Source organism: Acinetobacter sp. IK31, assembly GCF_035615195.1.
Classification (GTDB): domain Bacteria; phylum Pseudomonadota; class Gammaproteobacteria; order Pseudomonadales; family Moraxellaceae; genus Acinetobacter; species Acinetobacter calcoaceticus_C.
This window is the reverse complement of the sequence record NZ_JANBOB010000002.1, coordinates 137,875-157,383: the sequence shown is the minus strand read 5'-3', so window position 1 is coordinate 157,383 and position 19,509 is coordinate 137,875. Positions and strand designations below refer to the sequence as shown.

Below are 19,509 nucleotides of genomic sequence, written 5' to 3'. Positions count from 1 at the left end.
ACTTTGCGTGTTAAACTATGCTGTAGTCGCATTAAGGATTGGTTTATGCAGTTTGTTCATCTAGGTATTTATACAGAATTTTCGATTACGGAGTCGATAGTTCGCATACCTGACTTGGTCAATGCTGCGGTTAAGGACCAAATGCCTGCATTGGCATTAACGGACCTTTCTAACCTCCATGCGGCGGTAAAGTTTTATAACTCTTGTTTAAAAAAGGGAATTAAGCCGCTTTTAGGTAGCACAATTCGCCTTGATGATGCTCAACATCGTGCAACTTTACTTGCAATGAGTGAGGTCGGGTGGAAAAGTCTCACCGAAATCGTTTCACGCGGTTTTATTGAAGGACAACAGCTCAGTATTCCATGTGTACAAAAAGAATGGGTGCTTGAACAGCATCAAGATATTATTGTTTTACTTGGCCAGCATAGTGATGTTGGTCAGATGCTTTGCTCATCTAACCCTCAAAAAGCTGCACCTCTTTTAGAAGCATGGCTCGAAAAGTTTGGTAACCGTGTTTATCTTGCTTTAACACGTACTGACCGTCCCGGTGAAGAAGACTTTATTCAAGAAGCTGCAAAACTTGCTGCAAAATATAATGTGGGCGTAGTTGCACATAATGATGTGCACTTTGTAGAAAAAGAAGATTTCGAGGCACACGAAGCACGTGTTTGTATCGCTGATGGTTATGTACTAGCAGATAATCGCCGTCCACGGACGTATAGCCCTGAGCAGCACTTTAAAACCTCAGATGAAATGATCGAGTTGTTTTCTGATATTCCTAGTGCTATCGAGAACACCTATCATATTGCCAAACGCTGCAACGTTAAACTACAACTCGGCACTTACTTTTTACCTGACTATCCAATTCCAGATGGTTTTACCATCGATACTTATTTTGAACATTTATCTAAAGTAGGTTTGGAAGAACGCTTAAATTATCTTTATCCCGTTGAAAAACGTGGCGAAGATTGGCCAGAGATTCGTAAGCCTTACGATGAACGAATTGATTATGAAGTCGGTATTATCCTAAAAATGGGTTTCCCTGGATACTTCCTCATCGTCATGGACTTTATTCAATGGGCAAAAAACAATGGTGTTCCTGTGGGGCCAGGCCGTGGTTCAGGTGCAGGTTCATTAGTCGCATATAGCTTAAAAATTACAGACCTTGATCCACTTCGTTACGATCTACTCTTCGAACGTTTCTTGAACCCAGAACGTGTGTCGATGCCTGACTTTGACGTCGATTTCTGTATTGCTGGACGTGACCGCGTCATTGATTACGTATCGCGTACTTATGGTCGCGAAGCCGTTTCACAAATTGCAACTTTCGGAACCATGGCAGCAAAAGGTGCAATCCGTGACGTTGCGCGTGTATTAGGTAAATCTTACGGTTTAGCTGACCGTATTTCAAAAATGGTGCCTACCAAACCGCTTGGTGTGGACTTAGCCACCGCTATTGATATGGAACCCCAGCTTAAAGATATTGTGACTAACCCATCTAACCCAGATAACGACGATGCAAGCGAAATCTGGGAAATGGCATTAAAATTAGAAGGTGTAACCCGAAATACGGGTAAACATGCCGGAGGTGTAGTCATTGCACCTGGTAAAATTACCGATTTCTCGGCTGTACTTTGTGATGCAGATGGAACGAACCGTGTTGCTCAATATGATAAAGACGATGTAGAAGCAGCAGGTCTAGTCAAATTCGACTTCTTGGGCTTACGTAACTTAACTGTTATTGAAGACGCGATCCAAAATATTAATAAAAACCGCGACAGTAATGATCAGCTTAATATCTTGCATGTTCCTCTAGACGACGCTAAAGCATATTCTGTCTTTGCCGATGCAAATACGACAGCGGTATTCCAGTTTGAATCCGTCGGCATGAAACGGATGCTTAAAGAAGCGCGTCCAAGTAAATTCGAAGAAATTATTGCGTTCGTATCATTGTATCGTCCAGGTCCAATGGACCTTATTCCTGACTTTATTCACCGTATGCATGGTGGAGATTTTGAATATCTTCATCCCCTTCTTGAAGGTGTATTAGAGCCGACATACGGGATTATGGTTTATCAGGAACAGGTTATGCAGGCTGCACAGATCTGTGCAGGTTACACGTTAGGCGGCGCAGACTTATTACGCCGTGCAATGGGTAAAAAGAAACCTGAGGAAATGGTTAAGCAACGCCAAATTTTCCTAGAAGGTGCTGCTGAAAAAGGTATTGATGCAAGCACAGCCAACCATATCTTTGACTATATGGAAAAGTTTGCAGGCTATGGTTTTAACAAATCCCACGCCGCTGCTTATGCGCTGGTTGCTTACCATACAGCATGGTTGAAAGCGCATTACCCTGCTGAATTTATGGCAGCGGTAATGACATCGGAAATGCAAAACACAGATAGTGTTGTATTCTTGATTGATGACTGTCGAAATAATAATCTTGAGGTCTTACCACCATCGGTCAATATGTCGACTTATCACTTCCATGCAAGTAATGATAAAACGATTGTTTACGGTTTAGGTGCAATTAAAGGCGTCGGCGAACAAGCAATGCAGTCAGTTATTGACTCTCGTCGACAACTTGGTCCTTATACAGATCTATTCGATTTTTGCCATCGTATTGATTTGAAAAAAATCAATAAACGTACTCTTGAAGCTTTAATTCGCGCGGGTGCACTCGACTGCTTAGGAATTGAACGTGCAAGCTTAATGGCACAATTGCCTGAAGCTGTTCAAGCTGCCGAACAAGCTCGAAGTAACCGTGAAAGCGGTATTATGGATTTATTTGGTGAAGTTGAAGAAGTTCAGCGTAAACCAGCTAAGCCTGTAAAACCGTGGAGCGATGAAGTTCGTCTAAAAGGCGAAAAAGATACCCTTGGTTTATATCTAACCGGCCATCCAATTGATGTTTACCGACAAGAACTCAAAGCTTTTGTTCCTGTAAAACTAAATGAAATTACAGCTACACGTCGTGGCGTTACTACAGTTTATGCAGGTTTGGTTATTGATGTCGCAAACTTCCCTAACCGAGTTGTTATTGTACTTGATGATGGTACAGGACGTATTGAAGTCAGCTGTAATCATGAGCGCTTCCAACGTTTTAAAGATATCGTTCAAGTGGAACGTGTTGTAGTTTTCGAAGGCGAAATCTATGAACGAGAAGGCTTTGAACGTCCAATGGGACGTTTGACCAAAGCTTTCACCTTAAATGAAATAAGACAAAAACGAGCTAACAGTATTCAAATCAAATTAACAGAAGAGTTCATGCAGCCCACATTGGCAAAAGATCTACAAAACATGATCTTGCCATTTTGCAATGTAGATATGCATCAACATATCGCTCTACAGTTACAGATTGATCAACCCTATGCTCAAGCTGAACTTCAGTTTGGTCCGCAATGGAAAGTCGCTCCTCTAGATGAATTACTTGCTAAACTCAGAGATTATTTTGGTAAAGATAATATTTATATTGAATATCAAGTAAAGTCGAAAGCAGCTAAAGCAGTAGACCCTGTTCGTCCACATGCTGTTGCCTCTCCTCCTGCGGGTATGTCTATGGACGATGCATTGGATTTATACCAAAGCGAAGTTTCTCAATATTCGTAATTTCTGGAAATCTTATGAATTCGTTTGACCACACCACCGTGTCAAAACAATTAGCACAAGTGCGTATTGTCATGGTAAATACTACTTTGCCTGCTAATATTGGCAGTGCTTTACGTGCCATGAAAACAATGGGACTCATTAAATTAGTTCTTGTAGCACCCAAAACATATCCTCATCCAGATATACAAGCGCTTGCTGCTGGTGCCCAAGATTTATTTGAGCACCTTGAGATTGTAGACACCTTAGAAGATGCGATTAAAGATTGCCATTTGGTTTTTGGAACAAGTGCGCGTAGTCGCACCATTCCTTGGCCTTTACTTGATGTGCGACCTGCGGCTAAAGAAGCTATTAAAGCAACCGCTCAAGGACAACAAATTGCGATTGTTTTTGGTCGTGAAGATCGTGGTTTAACTAACGAAGAATTAGCACTGGCAAATTACCATTTAACCATCCCTGTAAATCCAGACTATGGTGTATTAAATGTTGCTCAGGCAATTCAGGTGGTATGTTATGAGCTTCGCATGTCTGCTCTGGAACAAGACCAAGTCGACCAGAATGTAGATGAAATGCCATTGGTGCAAGGCCAAAGCATGCAATGGGATGAACCTTTGGTTACTCAGCAACAAATGGAAGAGTTTTATCCTCATCTAGAAAAAATGCTGACTGAAATTGAATTTTTAGATCCAGAAAATCCACGTTTATTGCCTTTACGCTTGCGTCGTCTGTTTGGTCGTATACAATTAGATCGTATGGAATATCATTTACTTCGCGGTATTTTTAGTCGTGTGCAAGCTTTAACAAGTGGTAAATGGAAAAAAGCATTATCTGACAAGGAGGATCAACCCAATGCTTAAGCAGCTTAAAGAAGATATAAAGGCTGTATTTGCGCGAGATCCTGCTGCCCGCAATACACTTGAAGTTCTTACGACTTACCCAGGTATTCATGCAATTATGATGCATCGTGTTGCACATGAATTATGGCAAAAAGATTGTAAAGGTGCAGCTCGCCTACTTTCTTCATTTAGCCGTTTTGCCACAGGAATCGAAATTCATCCGGGTGCTAAAATCGGTAAGCGTTTTTTTATTGATCATGGCATGGGGGTTGTGATTGGTGAAACTGCTGAAATTGGTGATGATGTTACGCTTTATCATGGTGTTACCTTAGGTGGTACAACATGGAAGACAGGCAAACGCCATCCAACTTTAGAAGATGGTGTTGTTGTTGGTGCCGGTGCGAAAATTTTGGGTCCATTTACGGTAGGTAAAGGCGCCAAAGTCGGTTCAAATGCCGTGGTGACTAAAGCTGTTCCTGCTGGTGTAACTGCTGTAGGAAATCCTGCTCGCTATATTTATAAAGATGCCGACAAAAATAACGATAAAGATGAAGCACGTCGTCGTGACTATGCACAAAGTATTGGTTTTGCCCCATATGCGACAACTGCTGATCAGTCAGACCCTATTTTAGAAGGTATGCGCGTTTTGCTTGATCGTATTCAGCACAATGAAACGCGTATGAATAATTTATGCCAGCGTTTATCAGAGCTAGACCCTAGCTTCAAAAAAGAAAATCAAGATGAACAACCTTTTAGTGATGAAGAGCTAAAAATTCTTGAAGAAGTGCGTCGTGAATGTGGTGCACAAAACAAGATATCAAAAACGTAATATTCTTGATTCATAATGTAACACGCTTACTCTTGCATGTCGGTTTAGCTTTTCCTAGACTTACCACTACCAAATCTGACTTTACTAAAATGAACGGAAGATCCTATGAATTTTAAGCCTTTGGCATATATCATCCTTGCGACCTCAAGTTTAACAGCTTGTACAATGGCACCTGTAAAACAACAAAAAATTGAGCCTTTTGTTTTCAAGGAACCAGAGCTTACTCCTCCTTTTTATGCATTAAATCCTTTTAACTATGATCAGCCTCCGGCATTTGAAGTTGCATTAAAAGACGCTGCTGCACAGCCAGTAACGAAAATGGTAGTTAATCGTCAAGATGACCCAACTAAACAACTTACTCTCGACGTCAATAAACTGATTGTCCCGACTGTAAATAATTCACAGCGTTCAATGAAATACGCAGTTTTAGCTGGTGAGAATGAAATTGATGTTACGAGCATTGATGACTTCTTACAGTTAGTAGAAGGCAAAGCTCGTCACTATCCACCACGCTTTACTGACCGTCAAGAACGTAAAGGCTTTGAAAGTAAACTTAAAGAAGTAACACAGCAACTCGATACACTTGCTGCAAATGAAAATGCATCATTTGATATTTTGCTTCGTGCTTTTAAAGCAAGTGTTCTTGCACGTAACCTTGATTTAGGAACCGTTCACACTACCAAATCTTTAGAATATGCTCAAAGACTTTTAAAAATTAGCCCAGATGATGCAGAAGCAAACTTCTGGTTCGGTTTTGGCTTATCTGAAGGTGGTGGCCAACGTGAAGCCATTCCATATTTAGATAAAGCAATTAAAGGTAATGTTCAAGAAGCATATCTAGCTGCTGCAAATAACTATATTGCGATGGAGCAAAAGAAAAATGCGATCCAGACGCTTAAAAATTATAAAGTTAAATATCCAGATGAATCGGAAATTGCTGATCGTTTAATTCAAGAGATTGAAAAGCAAGGTCGTTGGAATGTATGGCAAGTTTTAACTAACCCTGCAATGTCTCCCGCTACTTCTACTGCAACATCAAAAAAATAAGCTTAATTAGATAAAAAGGGCTGTTTTGACAGCCCTTTTTTTTATTTGATCATTTGAAAAATACTTTAAAATTTGTATGATCTACCTACCATTGAGCCACTATATTTTGACCATAATGTTTCCAATAAAAAGAAGCAAAACACTATTGACGGTCATGCTACTCGGTTCAATTCTGAGTGGTTGTCAGGTCGTTAATGTTAAACAGCAAGCTTTGAATGTAACGATTGCAAATGAACGTAATAGTATTCTTACGCAAGATAAACTCAGCGAAGCAAGTCTGAATGTTTTATCGATGTCTGGTCAGGAAGCTAAAATTTGTACAGACACCCCTGATAACTGTGTAAATCAACTCAAAAAACTTCCTCAAATTTTAGATGAACAGTTCTTATCAGCTGCAAGTGAAATGTATCTGGCAAAAGCAATGGCTTTATCAGATTCTTCGGATTGCAAAATGAGTAGATTTGCTAAACATAAGTCTGAAGAAGAACAAACAAATATTCAAAATAAATATCATGATTGCTTAGACCAGCAATTAAATTTACTAGATAAAAGTATTCGTTATAGCTATGCCTATCTATTTGCAACAAAGCGTCAGCCCACTGATCGTATTTTTGATAATAGACAAGTTCAGATTCGAGACTTCTATAATCAGGCAATTGCCAAAATGGTCGGTGTTTATGATTTGAGACATCCCCAAAAAAATGGTGTCGAACCCCAAATTCATATTGGTAAAAGTGTTTATTCAATTGACTTTGAATTTCATAGACAGTTAACGGGACAAAAATTAGAAAAATTAATTTCAAGTTATAACTTAAATTTTTCAGGGTTAAGAACGATTAACCGTCGTGATGGTTTTGGGTCTGAATTTGTCGCTGTTTTTCCGAGTTCAGGAAGCGAAGATATTAATGAATATATTTTAGACCCACTTAAATACAATTATAAAAATGGTGTTAATCCAAATATTCATCATGCACGTTATTTGGCTGCGACTATTGTAGCTGAACCAAAACATGCAACCACTGTTGAAGAAATTATTAATAATCCTGAATTCATAATTCGGGTTTATGATCCATACCGGACCGATAATATTAGTGTAGCAGGTAAACAATACCCTCTAGCGGCCAACTTTTCCGCGCCTTATGGGCTATGGTTAGCTGAAAATAATTTAGGTGTCGCAGCTTATTTAAGTCTGATTGATCGTGATCAGCATTTGACCATGCCACATCTATACATGCTTGAACCTTATAATCCAAATAAGAAAATTATTGTGTTAGTCCATGGGCTCGCAAGTAGCCCTGAGGCATGGATTGCTTTGACCAATGATGTTATGGGTGATACGGTTTTAAGAGATAATTATCAAGTTTGGCAAGTTTTCTATTCGACCAATATGCCGATTCTGGAAAGCCGTTTCCAAACTTATGCCCTACTTAAGCAAGCTTTTGGTTCTTTGAACCCTAATGATCCTGCTACACATGATGCCGTACTTGTCGGACATAGCATGGGAGGTATTATCAGCCGATTACTAGTAAGTGATGGTGATATTACCAAGCCTGCTTTAGAGTTAATGACGATTCGTCAGCAAAACCGCTTTAAGAAACATCCAATGGTTACTGAACGATTGCAAATGCATTCAATCAATAATTTTGATCGTGCAATTTTCTTGGCTTCCCCTCATCGGGGTACAGATTATGCAGATCGATGGTTTACATTAGCTGCGCGTAAAATTATTCGTTTACCGGGCGCATTTTTGTCAGCCGTAGCGACTTCGCTCACCACTGAAAATTTAGATGTTAAAGATTTCTTAAGTAATATTGATAATGGTTTGATTCAAAATGGTCCAAGTGATTTGAGTCATCAGTCCAAGTTTATGGAACTCACGGAAAATATTAATCCACATCAAGGTTTGGTTTTTCACTCAATTATGGGAAATATTACCAAGAGCGATGATCCAAATGTAATTACGGATGGAATTGTTCCCTATAAGAGTGCTCACTTAGAAGGTGCCAAATCTGAGAAAATTCTTCCAGGTGGTCACTCAATACAACTTACACCGCAAGCCGTCTTAGAACTGCGTCGTATTTTACGAGAGCACTTAGTCGAACATGGTTTATATAAACCGTAAAAATAAAAAAGCCAAAGGATCACCTTTGGCTTTTTTGTTTCTGGATTTACATCTTACTGGCCAGAACGGATGATGTAGTCAAAAGCAGAGAGTGATGCTTTAGCGCCTTCACCTGTGGCAATAATGATTTGCTTGTACGGAACTGTCGTACAGTCACCCGCAGCAAACACACCTTTTACGTTGGTTTCGTTGCGGTCATTCACCATGATCTCACCACGATTGGTTAATTCAAGTTCACTGTCTTTTAAGAAATCAGTGTTTGGTAACAAACCAATCTGTACAAAGATGCCTGCAAGCTCAACCACATGCTCTTGATCAGTGGCACGATCTTTATATTTAAGACCAGTCACTTGTGATCCGTCACCTAACACTTCTGTACTTAATGCATTTAGAATCACAGTCGTGTTTGGCAAGCTATGCAATTTGTTTTGCAAGACTTGGTCAGCACGTAGTTTGGTGTCAAATTCAACCAAAGTGACATGCTCAACAATCCCTGCAAGGTCAATTGCAGCTTCTACACCTGAGTTACCGCCACCAATCACCGCAACACGTTTACCTTTGAACAATGGACCATCACAGTGTGGGCAGTACGCTACACCACGGGTACGGTATTCTTGCTCACCCGGTACGTTCATTTCTCTCCAACGCGCACCTGTTGAAAGGATCACAGTTTTCGATTCAAGCTTTGCGCCATTTTCAAGTTCAACTTCAACTAAGCCATTTGTAGTCTGATCTGCACCAACGATTTTGCCGACACGTTGCAAATTCATGATATCGACATCGTATTCACGAATATGGGCTTCCATTTCGGCAGCAAACTTAGGACCTTGAGTCTTTTGCACAGAAGTGAAGTTTTCAATGTCCATGGTATCCATGACCTGACCACCGAAGCGTTCAGCCACGATACCTGTGTTAATGCCTTTACGTGCTGCATAGATCGCAGCAGTTGCACCTGCAGGTCCACCACCAATCACCAACACATCAAAGGCATCTTTGGCATTCAGCGCTGCTGCATCTTTTTCAGCAGAGTTGGTGTCGAGTTTTGCTACGATTTCTTCAAGGGTCATACGACCTTGACCAATGTGTTCATTGTTTTGGAACACCATTGGAACAGCCATGATTTTGCGTTGTTCCACTTCGTCTTGGAAGAATGAACCATCAATCATGGTTGCAGTTGTGTTCGGGTTATAAATGGCAATCAGGTTAAGCGCTTGCACCACGTCCGGACAGTTATGACAGCTTAGCGATACAAACACATCAAAGTCAGCTTTGAGGTTTAAACCTTTAATCTGGTTCAATACTTCATCAGACACTTTAGGCGCATAGCCAGACACCTGTAACAGTGCCAAGATCAAAGACGTAAACTCATGACCCATTGGTAAGCCGGCAAAAAACACACGAGGTTGTTCACCTGTTTTAGCCACACCAAAGCTTGGACGGCGTGTATTGTTACCATCAAAACGGGCAGTGACCTTGTCAGAAAGTTCAGCAATTTCGCTCACTAGCTCTTTAATTTGAGCAGCTTTATCTGATTCATCTAAAGCAGCAACTAATTCGATTGGACTTTCTAAACGTTCTAAATAAGCTTTTAATTGAGTTTTAATGTTTTGATCTAACATCTGTTTTTACTCCAATGCATCCAAATTCTTTCAATAGATGCATAGTACGTCAAAACATGAAATAGGTAAAACAGTATGTTTTTATAGATTTGATCGGTTTTTTAGATTTAATTATTATTCACTTCAATCAAAAAAAGCCAACCTGAACTCATCCAGCGCAGGTCGGCAAACTGGTTAAACTAGAGTAGAACAACACCAAATGCTGCACCAGCAATCAAGACATGTAATGGGTGAACTTTTTTAATTAAAGATAATAAGGTTGCAACGATGACCATAATGACAAGTAAAGTATTTATAGCTGCTGCTTCAGAAATGATCCAAGCACTGGCAAGTACCGTTCCGACCGTGACGGGTTGTAATGCAAGTTGTAAAACACGGCGCCATTTTTTGTCTTTAAATTTTGACCAGCCTCGCATAACCAACACCGTAATAATGGATGAAGGTAAAAATTTAGCCGTAGAGGTCACTAGCAAACCTGACAATCCAGCTACATGCCAACCCACAAGTGGCACAATCATCATATTAGGGCCGGGCGCCGCCTGAGCCATAGCAAACAGTGCACTGAACTCTTGTGCTGTCATCCAGTGATGGATATCAACAACTTGTCGCTGCATTTCCGGCAAAATCGTATTTCCACCACCAAAAGCAATAAGTGACAACTGAGTAAAAATGATAGCTAATGTAAGTAAAACTGCACCCATTACACACGTCTCCAAATAATGGTCGAGTAAATCGCCAGTAAAACCAGCATGGTGATGAGCAAAGAGATTTTCAAAAATGCAATACTGATGATAGCTGCCACCACAACGCACATCGCTAAAGGATTACGCAATAATGGCTTTAACATTTTTAGGCCTGTTGCAACTAAAAGCCCCGCCGCTGCTGCCGCCAACCCTTCGAAAAGGTGCTTTACCATTAAATTGTCTTGGAATTGTTCATACACATAATGTAAAAGAACAACGATAATAGTCGGAGCCAGAATAAGACCGATTAAGGCACTAACTGCCCCACGGATACCTCGAAACTCCATACCCATCGCAACCGACAAATTAATGATATTCCCGCCCGGAAGAAACTGACACAGACCAAGTAACTCGGTGAATTTCTCAGGACTTAGCCATTGCCGCTGTTCCACAATAACTTTACGAGCCAGAGGTAATACACCGCCAAATCCAATTAAACCTAGTGTCAAAAAACCCAAAAAAAGTTCGGTGCAACTAGGTACGCTCTCCTTCTGCACTGCAATTTCCACATGGTTCATTTTCGTTACTTTTCACTTTATTTGACTCAGATAGAATGCTACTTTTATGATATATCTACAAATGCTTTTATTTCTCTGAACCATACTCAAAAGGTATTCCTATGCTCGATTTGCACAAACTACATGCTTTTGTTGTTGTAGTTGAAGAAAGGAATATAACTCATGCAGCAAATCGATTATTTATTCAACAACCTCCCCTTACCCGATTATTAAAAAAATTAGAACAAGAGCTAGGAGTACAACTTTTAATTCGTCAGCCACGTGGCATTGAGCCTACCGAAGCCGGAACTGTATTATTTAAAGAAGCGAAATTACTATTAGAACACGCCAAACATATTCCACAAATTGTACAAAATGTTAGTCAAGGTAAAACAGGACAACTCAATATTGGCCTTACCAGTTCCGCAGGTTTACATCCACTCATTTCACTTTTATTACGTTCTTATCGAGAAATGTATCCTGCCGTACAAACTAAACTTGAAGAAGCAGGTAGTCAAAAGCAATTAGATTGGTTGTTATCCGAGAAACTTGATGTGGCTTTTTTGCGTACACCGGTAAGCCGAGATATTGGTTTAAAAAACATACATATACTTGATGAGCCTATGATTATGGCTTTACCCTTAGGCCATCCGCTTGCTCAGAAAGATAAAATTCTTTTAAGTGATTTGTCTGATGAAAATTTTGTTTTATACCGACGCTCATCTGGGCAAGGTTTATATGACAATATTTTATATACCTGTTATCAAGCCGGTTTTAGTCCGCATATTATTCAAGAAGCTCCTCGCCCTACTGCAACCTTAAACCTTGTTGCCGCCGGAATCGGAATTAGTATTGTACCCGCGTCTATGCATAACTTTTGGAATAACGAAATTATTTATCGTGAATTTGATGATATTGTTAAACCTAAAGCGCCAATTTATTTAATTACCAGAGAAAATGAAAACTCTGCAAAAGTTTCAAACTTTATTGAACTACTACAAAAACTATTACCCACAATGACTTGAGTTTAAAAGCTGGGCAATAAGAAGTGCCCCAAGTGGAGCACTTCTTTCATAAATAGTTTATTTTTGATTGACTCGTTTTGACAGCTCTTCTGCCGATTCCTTGCGTTCAGAATAACGATCTGTCAGGTATTGTTTTTGTCCACGTGTTAATAAAGTGAACTTATAGAGTTCCTCCATTACATCGACAATTCGATCGTAATACGAAGAAGGCTTCATACTTCCATCTTCTTCAAACTCTAAAAAAGCTTTAGCAACTGAAGACTGATTTGGGATGGTAATCATACGCATCCAACGCCCTAAAATGCGCATTTGATTCACAGCATTGAAAGATTGAGAACCTCCACTGACTTGCATAACGGCTAAGGTTTTACCTTGTGTTGCACGAATTGCTCCGCCAGCTAAGGGAATCCAATCAATTTGAGCTTTTAAAATAGAACTCATTGCACCATGACGTTCTGGTGAACACCACACCATACCTTCTGCCCAAGTCAAAAGCTCATGCAACTCTTGCACTTTGGGATGATCTGTTTCTGCATCTTCTGGTAAAGGTAAACCTTTAGGATGAAAGATTTTGACCTCGGCGCCTAAATATTCAAGAATTCGGCCTGCTGTCAACACAGCAAAACGACTGTAAGAACGCTCACGATTAGAACCGTACATTAATAAAATTCGTGGTGGATGTTCAAGTTGCTGTGCTTGCACTTGTTCAAAAGTAGGCTTATCTAAAAGATTTAACGCTACATTTGATAAATCATTGTTAAGACTGTTCATGTGAGAAATACTTTTTCTTGAGCCAAAGAGAAACAGAAACGAGTGAAATTAAAACCGGAACCTCAACTAATGGTCCTATCACTGTGGTGAATGCTACAGGTGATGCTAAACCGAAAGTAGCAATCGCAACCGCTAAAGCTAGCTCAAAGTTGTTGCCAGCCGCGGTAAATGAAATGGCAGTAGTACGTGGATAGTTATTCCCCATACGTTTACTCATAAAGAAGCTAATGAAGAACATCACCACAAAGTAAATCGTCAGTGGAATCGCAATTCGCAGTACATCTAAAGGTAAGCTCACCACATCACCACCTTTTAAGCTGAACATCGCCACAATGGTGAAAAGTAATGCAAGCAAACTAATCGGACTGATTTTTGGTAAGAATTTAGTTTGATACCAATCTAACCCTTTTGCTTTCACTAAAATGAATCGCGTGAGGAAACCCATTAAAAATGGAATGCCTAAATACACCAATACAGCATGGGTAATGGTCCAGAAATTCACATCAATGACTTGACCCGCCACACCAAAATACGGCGGCAAGAAAGTTAAGAAAAGCCATGCATAAGTACTAAAGAATAAAATTTGGAAAATACTGTTAAAAGCAACTAAAGCAGCAACATATTGGTTATCCCCACATGCCAAACCGTTCCATACCAATACCATTGCAATGCAGCGTGCCAAGCCTATCAAGATTAGACCTGTCATATATTCCGGATAGTTATGTAGAAAAATAATCGCTAAAGCAAACATCAAAATTGGCGCAATTAACCAGTTTTGTACTAAAGACAAAGCCAACGTTTTTTTATCTTTAAATACTTCCGGTAAAGCTGCGTAATCTACCTTTGCCAAAGGTGGATACATCATTAAAATTAAACCAATTGCAATCGGAATATTAACGTTATCTACACTGAGTTGATTCAAAGAAACCGAGGCTTGAGGAAAGAAAACACCTATTGCCACACCTAAACCCATGGCAATAAAAATCCATAGCGTCAGATTCCGGTCTAAAAAAGAAAGCTTTTGCTTAGTCATCTCGGCTCTCTTACTCAATATGAGAGATTTTATTAATCTCAGCAATCAAATGTGAACGGTTTAAGTTCGCAACATCTAATGCAAACAATGCATCTAAACGACGGTTAATATGATCTACAGTCTCTTGGAAAGCTTTTAATTTTTCTTCTTTTGGCAAGTCTAAATGAGATGGATCACTTAAGCCCCAGTGTGCTTTGATTGCACCACCTAAATAAAGTGGGCATGCTTCTTGTGCAGCAGAGTCGCAGACTGTAATCACAACATCTGGTTGATACTGCTCGCAGTCATCAATGGTTTTGCTCCATAAACCTTCTGTTGAAAGACCTAAATTTTCAAGCGTTTCAAGAGTTAAAGGATGCACCTGACCTGATGGTTTACTGCCTGCGCTATACGCTTTCCAACCTTCTGGTGCACGGCTATTAAATAAAACTTCTGACAAAATACTACGACAACTGTTTCCGGTACATAAAAATAAGAATTTCATGGTCTTACTCACAATAAGTTGAAATAGAAGAAAACTGTGGAGATGATTGATTCACTAAATTTTCATCTTGGTTTCCTATAATTTTCAAAACTTCAACGGCCCAACTTGGTAAATCTGGGTTGACGCTGTAATACACCCATTGCCCTTGTCTTGAGTCAAGTAAAATGCCATGAGTACGTAATAGCGCTAAATGTCGGGAAATTTTTGGTTGGCTTAAATCAAGTTGCTCGGTCAGTTCACAAACACATATGTTTTGTTTGCTTAAAACCAATTTAAGAATGCTTAACCGAGTAGGGTCCGAAAGACATTTAAAAAAATCGACTTGAGTGATCATGTCAGCAACATTTCATATTCGTTATTGCAAATATACGGATATCCATATATAAATGCAATATCTTAATTCGGCGATAAATTTGTCATGTCTGAGCTAGTGAAGATTTACCATAACCCTGCTTGCGGAACCTCACGTAATACGCTGGCACTTATTCGTCATGCGGGGATTGAACCCATTATTATTGAATATTTACAGACACCTCCTAGTAAAGATGAGCTTACTCAACTCATTTCACAAGCTGGATTAACTGTTCGTGATGCAATTCGTAAAAATGTTGATCCATATAAAGATTTAGAATTGGAACAAAACCACTGGACAGATGAGCAATTGATTAATTTCATGGTGGAATATCCAATTTTAATTAATCGTCCATTTGTGGTGACTTCTAAAGGTACGCGTCTATGCCGCCCTTCTGAAATTGTCCTTGATATTTTAGATTCAGAAAACTTAAGCTATTTTGCGAAAGAAGATGGTGAAGTGATCATTAATGAACAAGGTCAACGAGTAAAATAATTTAAAATTTTCATAGATAAAAAGCTAAATGGCGCAATACCATTTAGCTTTTTTGTTGAATGAAAGCGGTTAAAAATAGGACTTAATAAGAGGAAGGAGTTGTTCTCCTATCACCATGCCTAATAAACCGACTAATGCTACAAGAGGTGGAGCTGGTGACTTAACATTTAAAACGTAATATAAGACACCAACGAGCAGCCCTACAGCCAAAGATAATAAGTACATTTTCATGCTACATACCTTAGGGAATCAAGCCATTTAAAGAGGCAAGTTCCCACACTGTTCTATTTAAAATGCAAAACATGAACAGCCCAACGCACCCCAGAAAGATTTTTTATCTTTATCATTTACGGGAACATCAAGCATCCATGAATGGCTATGTCCATGCATGCCACAACTGCTAGCACATGCACATAGCGCACTTTCTGACTGTAGAGTCTGATTTGAAGGTGCATTACGGTTTTCAGATAATCGCCATTGACCACCAAAACGTTTTACAGGCGACCATGTTGGCAAGGCTGGCGGTAAAGGCGGATCATCTTGCTTAAACTCAGCACCTGCATAAACGACTTTTCCACCAAGTACAGTCAGTACAGATTCAATCCATTGGATATCGTCTGCTTCAACTTTGAAATAGTCATCAGAGAGTACAACCAGATCAGCAAGTTCGCCTGCTGTTAATGAACCTTTGACTTCTTTTTCACCTGAAAACCATGCAGAACCTTTAGTCCAGAGTTTCAGTGCTGTCTGGCGGTCTAATAAATCTTTTTCATCATATAGCGGCAAACCACCAACAGTTTTACCTGTACTTAGCCAATATAAACAGACCCAAGGATTATAAGATGCAACACGTGTCGCATCTGTTCCTGCACCGACTGGCACACCGAGTTCCAACATTTTTTTAACTGGTGGCGTATTTTTGGCTGCATCGGCACCATAGCGCTTTACAAAAATTTCGCCCTGATAAGCCATTCGGTGTTGAATTGCAATTCCCCCGCCCAATGCACCAATACGCTCAATATTACGTTCTGATACCGTTTCGGCATGGTCAATAATAAATCGGGTCGCAAATGGCTGTTTAGCATTTACTCGCTCAAAAACATTGAGTAACCGGTTAATGCTTTCATCATAGGTTGCATGAATACGAAAAGGCCATTTCTTTTCAGCCAAATGCTCAACAATGGCTTCGAGTTCACCTTCCATCTTTTCTGGTAAATCTGGACGTGGCTCATAGAAATCTTCGAAGTCACCCGCCGACCAAGTCAGGTTCTCACCCGCTCCATTCATTCTAAATAGTTCATCACCATCGCCCGGAAATGTCATTTCTGTCCAACGGCGATAATCATCAAGCTCTTCACCTGCTTTTTGAGCAAATAAGTTATATGCAATTCGCACCGTCATTTGGTTTTGATCGTGTAATTGCTTAATAACATCATAATCTTCGGGATAGTTTTGCCCACCACCTCCCGCATCAATTGCAGAGGTAATGCCCAAACGATTGAGTTCACGCATAAAATGACGAGTTGAATTGACTTGTTCTTCAACTGGTAATTTCGGAGCCTTACCTAAGGTTGAATACAAAATCATGGCCGATGGTGTTGCAAGTAGCAAACCCGTGGGTTCGCCTTTTGCATCACGCTCGATTCTGCCACCCGGTGGATCTGGTGTGTCTTTATTAAAACCTAGTACATTCAGAGCAGCGCGGTTCAACATGGCACTGGCGTATAGATGTAAAACAAAAACTGGCGTATCTGGTGCAGCTTTGTTGATTTCTTCTAAAGTCGGTAAACGCTTTTCGGCAAACTGGAATTCAGTCCAACCACCCACTACCCGCACCCATTGCGGCGCTGGAGTATTATCTGCTTGTTCCTTGAGTAAGCGTAGTGCATCCGCTACAGATGGCACACCTTCCCAACGCAGTTCCATATTGTAGTTCAGGCCACCACGAATAATATGTAGATGGCTGTCATTTAAACCTGGGATGACACGACGTCCGTTTAAGTCTACAACTTTGGTGGTCGCTGTTGCCAGCTTCATGATTTCATCATTTGTACCTGTCCGTACTACTTTACCTTCTGCGATAGCAATTGCTTGTACTTCTGGATTTTTAGGATCTAGTGTTGTGATTTTACCGTTTTTGAATATGAGGTTTATTTCGGTCATTCTGAACTCCATTCTTGTGAATTATCGTTCTAAAAAATAAAGGCATATCCGTATTAATATCACTTCAATATTGAATACTAGACATGCCTTTACCTAAATAAGTACTTTTTTATTTTGCAGGAACGGGTGCAAGTACTTCATGTTTTGATGTTGTACGTTCAGGTGTCTTATGAACCATTGTATAGGCATAATCAACGCCCATACCATAAGCACCAGAATGCTCACGTACAATTGCCATGACTGCATCATAAGTATCACGGTGTGCCCAATCACGCTGCCACTCAAGCAACACTTGCTGCCAAGTTACAGGAACAACGCCTGCTTGAATCATGCGCTGCATAGAATAATCGTGCGCTTCTTTCGAGGTGCCACCTGAGGCATCAGCTACCATATAAATTTCATAATCGCCTTCGAGCATGGCACCAAAAGCAAAGGTGTTATTACACACTTCAGTCCATAAACCTGAAACAATCACTTTCTTACGATTATTTTTTGCAAGTGAATCACGTACTTTTTGGTCATCCCATGAATTCATTGAAGTACGTTCTAAAAGTGGCGCATCTGGAAATACGTCTAAAAGCTCTGGATAGGTATGACCAGAGAAGCTTTCTGTTTCAACAGTGGTAATGGTGACAGGAATATTGAATGTTTTAGCTGCCTTTGCGAGACCTACCGTATTATTTTTTAATACTTGACGATCTATCGACTGTACCCCGAAAGCCATTTGTGGTTGGTGATCAATAAAAATAATCTGACAATTCGTTGGTGAAAGTTGTTCTAAAAGTGATTTATTCATGGGTAAACTCCATTATTCCTTATGTGTAATGCATTTAAATTGCTTACTGGTCATTATCAAAACAGATAAAAATGTAAAGGCATAGACACTAAATCAGCACGAATCTGTATCCTGTGCGAATACAATTAAAACAATGATTGCTTTTTAATTTTTATAGTTTAATCATTGATATATATTTTTTTAACTTTCGCTTATCCATGGATCGATTAGACTGTATTTCCACTTTCGTAAGTGTCGTAGAACATGGGAATTTTAGTAGCGCAGCCAGAGCTCTCGATATCTCTCGCGACTTGGTTGCCAAACGTGTTTGCTATCTTGAAAATGACCTAAAAACCACACTTTTAAACCGAACAACAAGACAGATGAACTTAACCTCTTGTGGAGAAAAGTTCTATCAACACAGCAAAGTCATTTTAAGTGAGTTTGAATGGGCTGCCTATGAAATTAGCTACAATCAGCAGTACCCTGAAGGTGAACTCAAGCTCAATACGCCCATGTCTTTTAGCAATATTTTTCTTCAAAATATCATTTCAGACTTTATTGAGAAATATCCCAGTATTAAAATCGATTTATTCATGACAGATCAGCTATTAGACATGAATAATAATAAATTTGATTTAACAATTCGTGTAGATGGCTCCCCTCCAAATTTGGCAAATAGCAAAATATTAAATACCTATCAACGTTACTTATACGCAACACCTGAGTATTTTAATCAGCATGGATTACCCGCCTCTTTAGAGGAACTCAAAGATCATAAATTTTTAATTTATTATCAAGATAACCGACATAAAAAATTGATTTTTCAAAAAGATCAAAAAGAAGTGTCTTTTAATTGCTTCCCTGTAATGACCTGTAATAATGGCGAACTCTTATTAGATATGTGCCTAAAAGATCACGGCATCGTCTTTCTTCCCGATTTTATTGCAGACCATTACTACAAAGAAGGTAAATTACAGAAATGTTTGGAGGACTACACCAGTCAGCCACTTCATTTATATGTGACATGGCCCAATCGTAAAATTTTATCGAAGAAAGTAAAACTATTTATTGATTTTTTGACACATCAAATGATTGCCATAAAATAAGTG

At 39.6% G+C, this 19,509-nt stretch carries 18 protein-coding genes; 8 read left to right on the top strand and 10 right to left on the bottom strand.

From position 1 onward, the window contains the following. Positions 1 to 45 precede the first annotated feature (45 nt). The 5 genes from dnaE to MSG66_RS01565 all read left to right on the top strand — a co-directional run bounded on the left by dnaE (position 46) and on the right by MSG66_RS01565 (position 8,440). The gene (gene dnaE, locus MSG66_RS01585) at positions 46 to 3,609 is read left to right on the top strand and encodes a DNA polymerase III subunit alpha (RefSeq protein ID WP_042896609.1); all 3,564 of its coding nucleotides are present in this window, start codon (positions 46 to 48) and stop codon (positions 3,607 to 3,609) included. 14 nt (positions 3,610 to 3,623) lie between these two features. After that, positions 3,624 to 4,463 carry an RNA methyltransferase gene (locus MSG66_RS01580; RefSeq protein ID WP_197730906.1) on the top strand — a complete coding sequence of 280 codons (840 nt, stop codon included), beginning with the start codon at positions 3,624 to 3,626 and terminating at the stop codon, positions 4,461 to 4,463. Then, entirely contained in the window at positions 4,456 to 5,271 is an 816-nt protein-coding gene (cysE, locus tag MSG66_RS01575) for a serine O-acetyltransferase (protein ID WP_202742316.1), read from the top strand. The genes MSG66_RS01580 and cysE overlap by 8 nt, the downstream gene beginning before the upstream one ends. A gap of 105 nt (positions 5,272 to 5,376) precedes the next feature. Continuing rightward, positions 5,377 to 6,318 (top strand): ABUW_2363 family tetratricopeptide repeat lipoprotein, encoded by a 942-nt coding sequence (locus tag MSG66_RS01570; protein ID WP_324651764.1) that lies wholly within the window; start codon positions 5,377 to 5,379, stop codon positions 6,316 to 6,318. A gap of 115 nt (positions 6,319 to 6,433) precedes the next feature. Beyond that, on the top strand, positions 6,434 to 8,440 hold the full coding sequence (locus MSG66_RS01565) for an esterase/lipase family protein (protein WP_324651762.1): 2,007 nt from the start codon (positions 6,434 to 6,436) through the stop codon (positions 8,438 to 8,440). A gap of 53 nt (positions 8,441 to 8,493) precedes the next feature. Here MSG66_RS01565 and ahpF read toward each other — a convergent pair whose 3' ends face one another. From ahpF to MSG66_RS01550, 3 genes are all read right to left on the bottom strand, one after another. Further along, on the bottom strand, positions 8,494 to 10,059 hold the full coding sequence (gene ahpF, locus MSG66_RS01560) for an alkyl hydroperoxide reductase subunit F (RefSeq protein ID WP_324651760.1): 1,566 nt from the start codon (positions 10,057 to 10,059) through the stop codon (positions 8,494 to 8,496). Between the two features lie 179 nt (positions 10,060 to 10,238). Continuing rightward, on the bottom strand, positions 10,239 to 10,760 hold the full coding sequence (locus tag MSG66_RS01555) for a chromate transporter (protein ID WP_324651758.1): 522 nt from the start codon (positions 10,758 to 10,760) through the stop codon (positions 10,239 to 10,241). Beyond that, positions 10,760 to 11,320 (bottom strand): chromate transporter, encoded by a 561-nt coding sequence (locus MSG66_RS01550; protein ID WP_133974004.1) that lies wholly within the window; start codon positions 11,318 to 11,320, stop codon positions 10,760 to 10,762. Before MSG66_RS01550 ends, MSG66_RS01555 begins: the two co-directional genes overlap by 1 nt. Before the next feature lie 101 nt (positions 11,321 to 11,421). On the opposite strand from MSG66_RS01550, the gene MSG66_RS01545 reads away from it, so the two are divergent. Then, entirely contained in the window at positions 11,422 to 12,324 is a 903-nt protein-coding gene (locus MSG66_RS01545) for a LysR family transcriptional regulator (RefSeq protein ID WP_202742322.1), read from the top strand. A gap of 57 nt (positions 12,325 to 12,381) precedes the next feature. On the opposite strand, the gene arsH is transcribed toward MSG66_RS01545, so the two are convergent. The 4 genes from arsH to MSG66_RS01525 are packed head-to-tail and all read right to left on the bottom strand — an operon-like array spanning position 12,382 to position 14,946. Next, positions 12,382 to 13,095 (bottom strand): arsenical resistance protein ArsH, encoded by a 714-nt coding sequence (gene arsH, locus MSG66_RS01540; RefSeq protein WP_133974009.1) that lies wholly within the window; start codon positions 13,093 to 13,095, stop codon positions 12,382 to 12,384. Continuing rightward, positions 13,082 to 14,128 carry an ACR3 family arsenite efflux transporter gene (arsB, locus tag MSG66_RS01535; protein ID WP_003651286.1) on the bottom strand — a complete coding sequence of 349 codons (1,047 nt, stop codon included), beginning with the start codon at positions 14,126 to 14,128 and terminating at the stop codon, positions 13,082 to 13,084. The genes arsH and arsB overlap by 14 nt, the downstream gene beginning before the upstream one ends. Before the next feature lie 10 nt (positions 14,129 to 14,138). Beyond that, positions 14,139 to 14,612, bottom strand: coding sequence for an arsenate reductase ArsC (locus tag MSG66_RS01530; RefSeq protein ID WP_262471686.1), 474 nt, complete (start codon positions 14,610 to 14,612; stop codon positions 14,139 to 14,141). A 4-nt stretch (positions 14,613 to 14,616) separates the two neighbouring features. Next, a complete protein-coding gene (locus MSG66_RS01525) occupies positions 14,617 to 14,946 on the bottom strand; it encodes a metalloregulator ArsR/SmtB family transcription factor (protein WP_324651751.1) in 330 nt (109 codons plus the stop codon). A gap of 84 nt (positions 14,947 to 15,030) precedes the next feature. Here MSG66_RS01525 and arsC point away from each other — a divergent pair, with 84 nt between their 5' ends. Continuing rightward, positions 15,031 to 15,459: an arsenate reductase (glutaredoxin) gene (gene arsC, locus MSG66_RS01520; RefSeq protein WP_324651749.1), complete on the top strand. Its 429-nt coding sequence runs from the start codon at positions 15,031 to 15,033 to the stop codon at positions 15,457 to 15,459. A gap of 69 nt (positions 15,460 to 15,528) precedes the next feature. On the opposite strand, the gene MSG66_RS01515 is transcribed toward arsC, so the two are convergent. The 3 genes from MSG66_RS01515 to MSG66_RS01505 form a co-directional block, all read right to left on the bottom strand. Beyond that, the gene (locus MSG66_RS01515; protein WP_075431371.1) at positions 15,529 to 15,690 is read right to left on the bottom strand and encodes a DUF1427 family protein; all 162 of its coding nucleotides are present in this window, start codon (positions 15,688 to 15,690) and stop codon (positions 15,529 to 15,531) included. Positions 15,691 to 15,747: 57 nt separating this feature from the next. Then, positions 15,748 to 17,622, bottom strand: a complete 1,875-nt coding sequence (locus MSG66_RS01510) for an amidohydrolase (protein ID WP_324651747.1) — start codon at positions 17,620 to 17,622, stop codon at positions 15,748 to 15,750. A 109-nt stretch (positions 17,623 to 17,731) separates the two neighbouring features. Further along, positions 17,732 to 18,418 (bottom strand): hydrolase, encoded by a 687-nt coding sequence (locus MSG66_RS01505; RefSeq protein ID WP_324651745.1) that lies wholly within the window; start codon positions 18,416 to 18,418, stop codon positions 17,732 to 17,734. A 197-nt stretch (positions 18,419 to 18,615) separates the two neighbouring features. On the opposite strand from MSG66_RS01505, the gene MSG66_RS01500 reads away from it, so the two are divergent. Beyond that, positions 18,616 to 19,506, top strand: a complete 891-nt coding sequence (locus tag MSG66_RS01500) for a LysR family transcriptional regulator (RefSeq protein ID WP_262471682.1) — start codon at positions 18,616 to 18,618, stop codon at positions 19,504 to 19,506. The last annotated feature ends 3 nt before the right edge of the window (positions 19,507 to 19,509 follow it).

Coding starts and splice junctions, on each gene's coding strand:
- dnaE (WP_042896609.1), top strand. CDS start 46: ATGCAGTTTGTTCATCTAGGTATTTATACAGAATTTTCGATTACGGAG.
- MSG66_RS01580 (WP_197730906.1), top strand. CDS start 3,624: ATGAATTCGTTTGACCACACCACCGTGTCAAAACAATTAGCACAAGTG.
- cysE (WP_202742316.1), top strand. CDS start 4,456: ATGCTTAAGCAGCTTAAAGAAGATATAAAGGCTGTATTTGCGCGAGAT.
- MSG66_RS01570 (WP_324651764.1), top strand. CDS start 5,377: ATGAATTTTAAGCCTTTGGCATATATCATCCTTGCGACCTCAAGTTTA.
- MSG66_RS01565 (WP_324651762.1), top strand. CDS start 6,434: ATGTTTCCAATAAAAAGAAGCAAAACACTATTGACGGTCATGCTACTC.
- ahpF (WP_324651760.1), bottom strand. CDS start 10,059: ATGTTAGATCAAAACATTAAAACTCAATTAAAAGCTTATTTAGAACGT.
- MSG66_RS01555 (WP_324651758.1), bottom strand. CDS start 10,760: ATGGGTGCAGTTTTACTTACATTAGCTATCATTTTTACTCAGTTGTCA.
- MSG66_RS01550 (WP_133974004.1), bottom strand. CDS start 11,320: ATGAACCATGTGGAAATTGCAGTGCAGAAGGAGAGCGTACCTAGTTGC.
- MSG66_RS01545 (WP_202742322.1), top strand. CDS start 11,422: ATGCTCGATTTGCACAAACTACATGCTTTTGTTGTTGTAGTTGAAGAA.
- arsH (WP_133974009.1), bottom strand. CDS start 13,095: ATGAACAGTCTTAACAATGATTTATCAAATGTAGCGTTAAATCTTTTA.
- arsB (WP_003651286.1), bottom strand. CDS start 14,128: ATGACTAAGCAAAAGCTTTCTTTTTTAGACCGGAATCTGACGCTATGG.
- MSG66_RS01530 (WP_262471686.1), bottom strand. CDS start 14,612: ATGAAATTCTTATTTTTATGTACCGGAAACAGTTGTCGTAGTATTTTG.
- MSG66_RS01525 (WP_324651751.1), bottom strand. CDS start 14,946: ATGATCACTCAAGTCGATTTTTTTAAATGTCTTTCGGACCCTACTCGG.
- arsC (WP_324651749.1), top strand. CDS start 15,031: ATGTCTGAGCTAGTGAAGATTTACCATAACCCTGCTTGCGGAACCTCA.
- MSG66_RS01515 (WP_075431371.1), bottom strand. CDS start 15,690: ATGAAAATGTACTTATTATCTTTGGCTGTAGGGCTGCTCGTTGGTGTC.
- MSG66_RS01510 (WP_324651747.1), bottom strand. CDS start 17,622: ATGACCGAAATAAACCTCATATTCAAAAACGGTAAAATCACAACACTA.
- MSG66_RS01505 (WP_324651745.1), bottom strand. CDS start 18,418: ATGAATAAATCACTTTTAGAACAACTTTCACCAACGAATTGTCAGATT.
- MSG66_RS01500 (WP_262471682.1), top strand. CDS start 18,616: ATGGATCGATTAGACTGTATTTCCACTTTCGTAAGTGTCGTAGAACAT.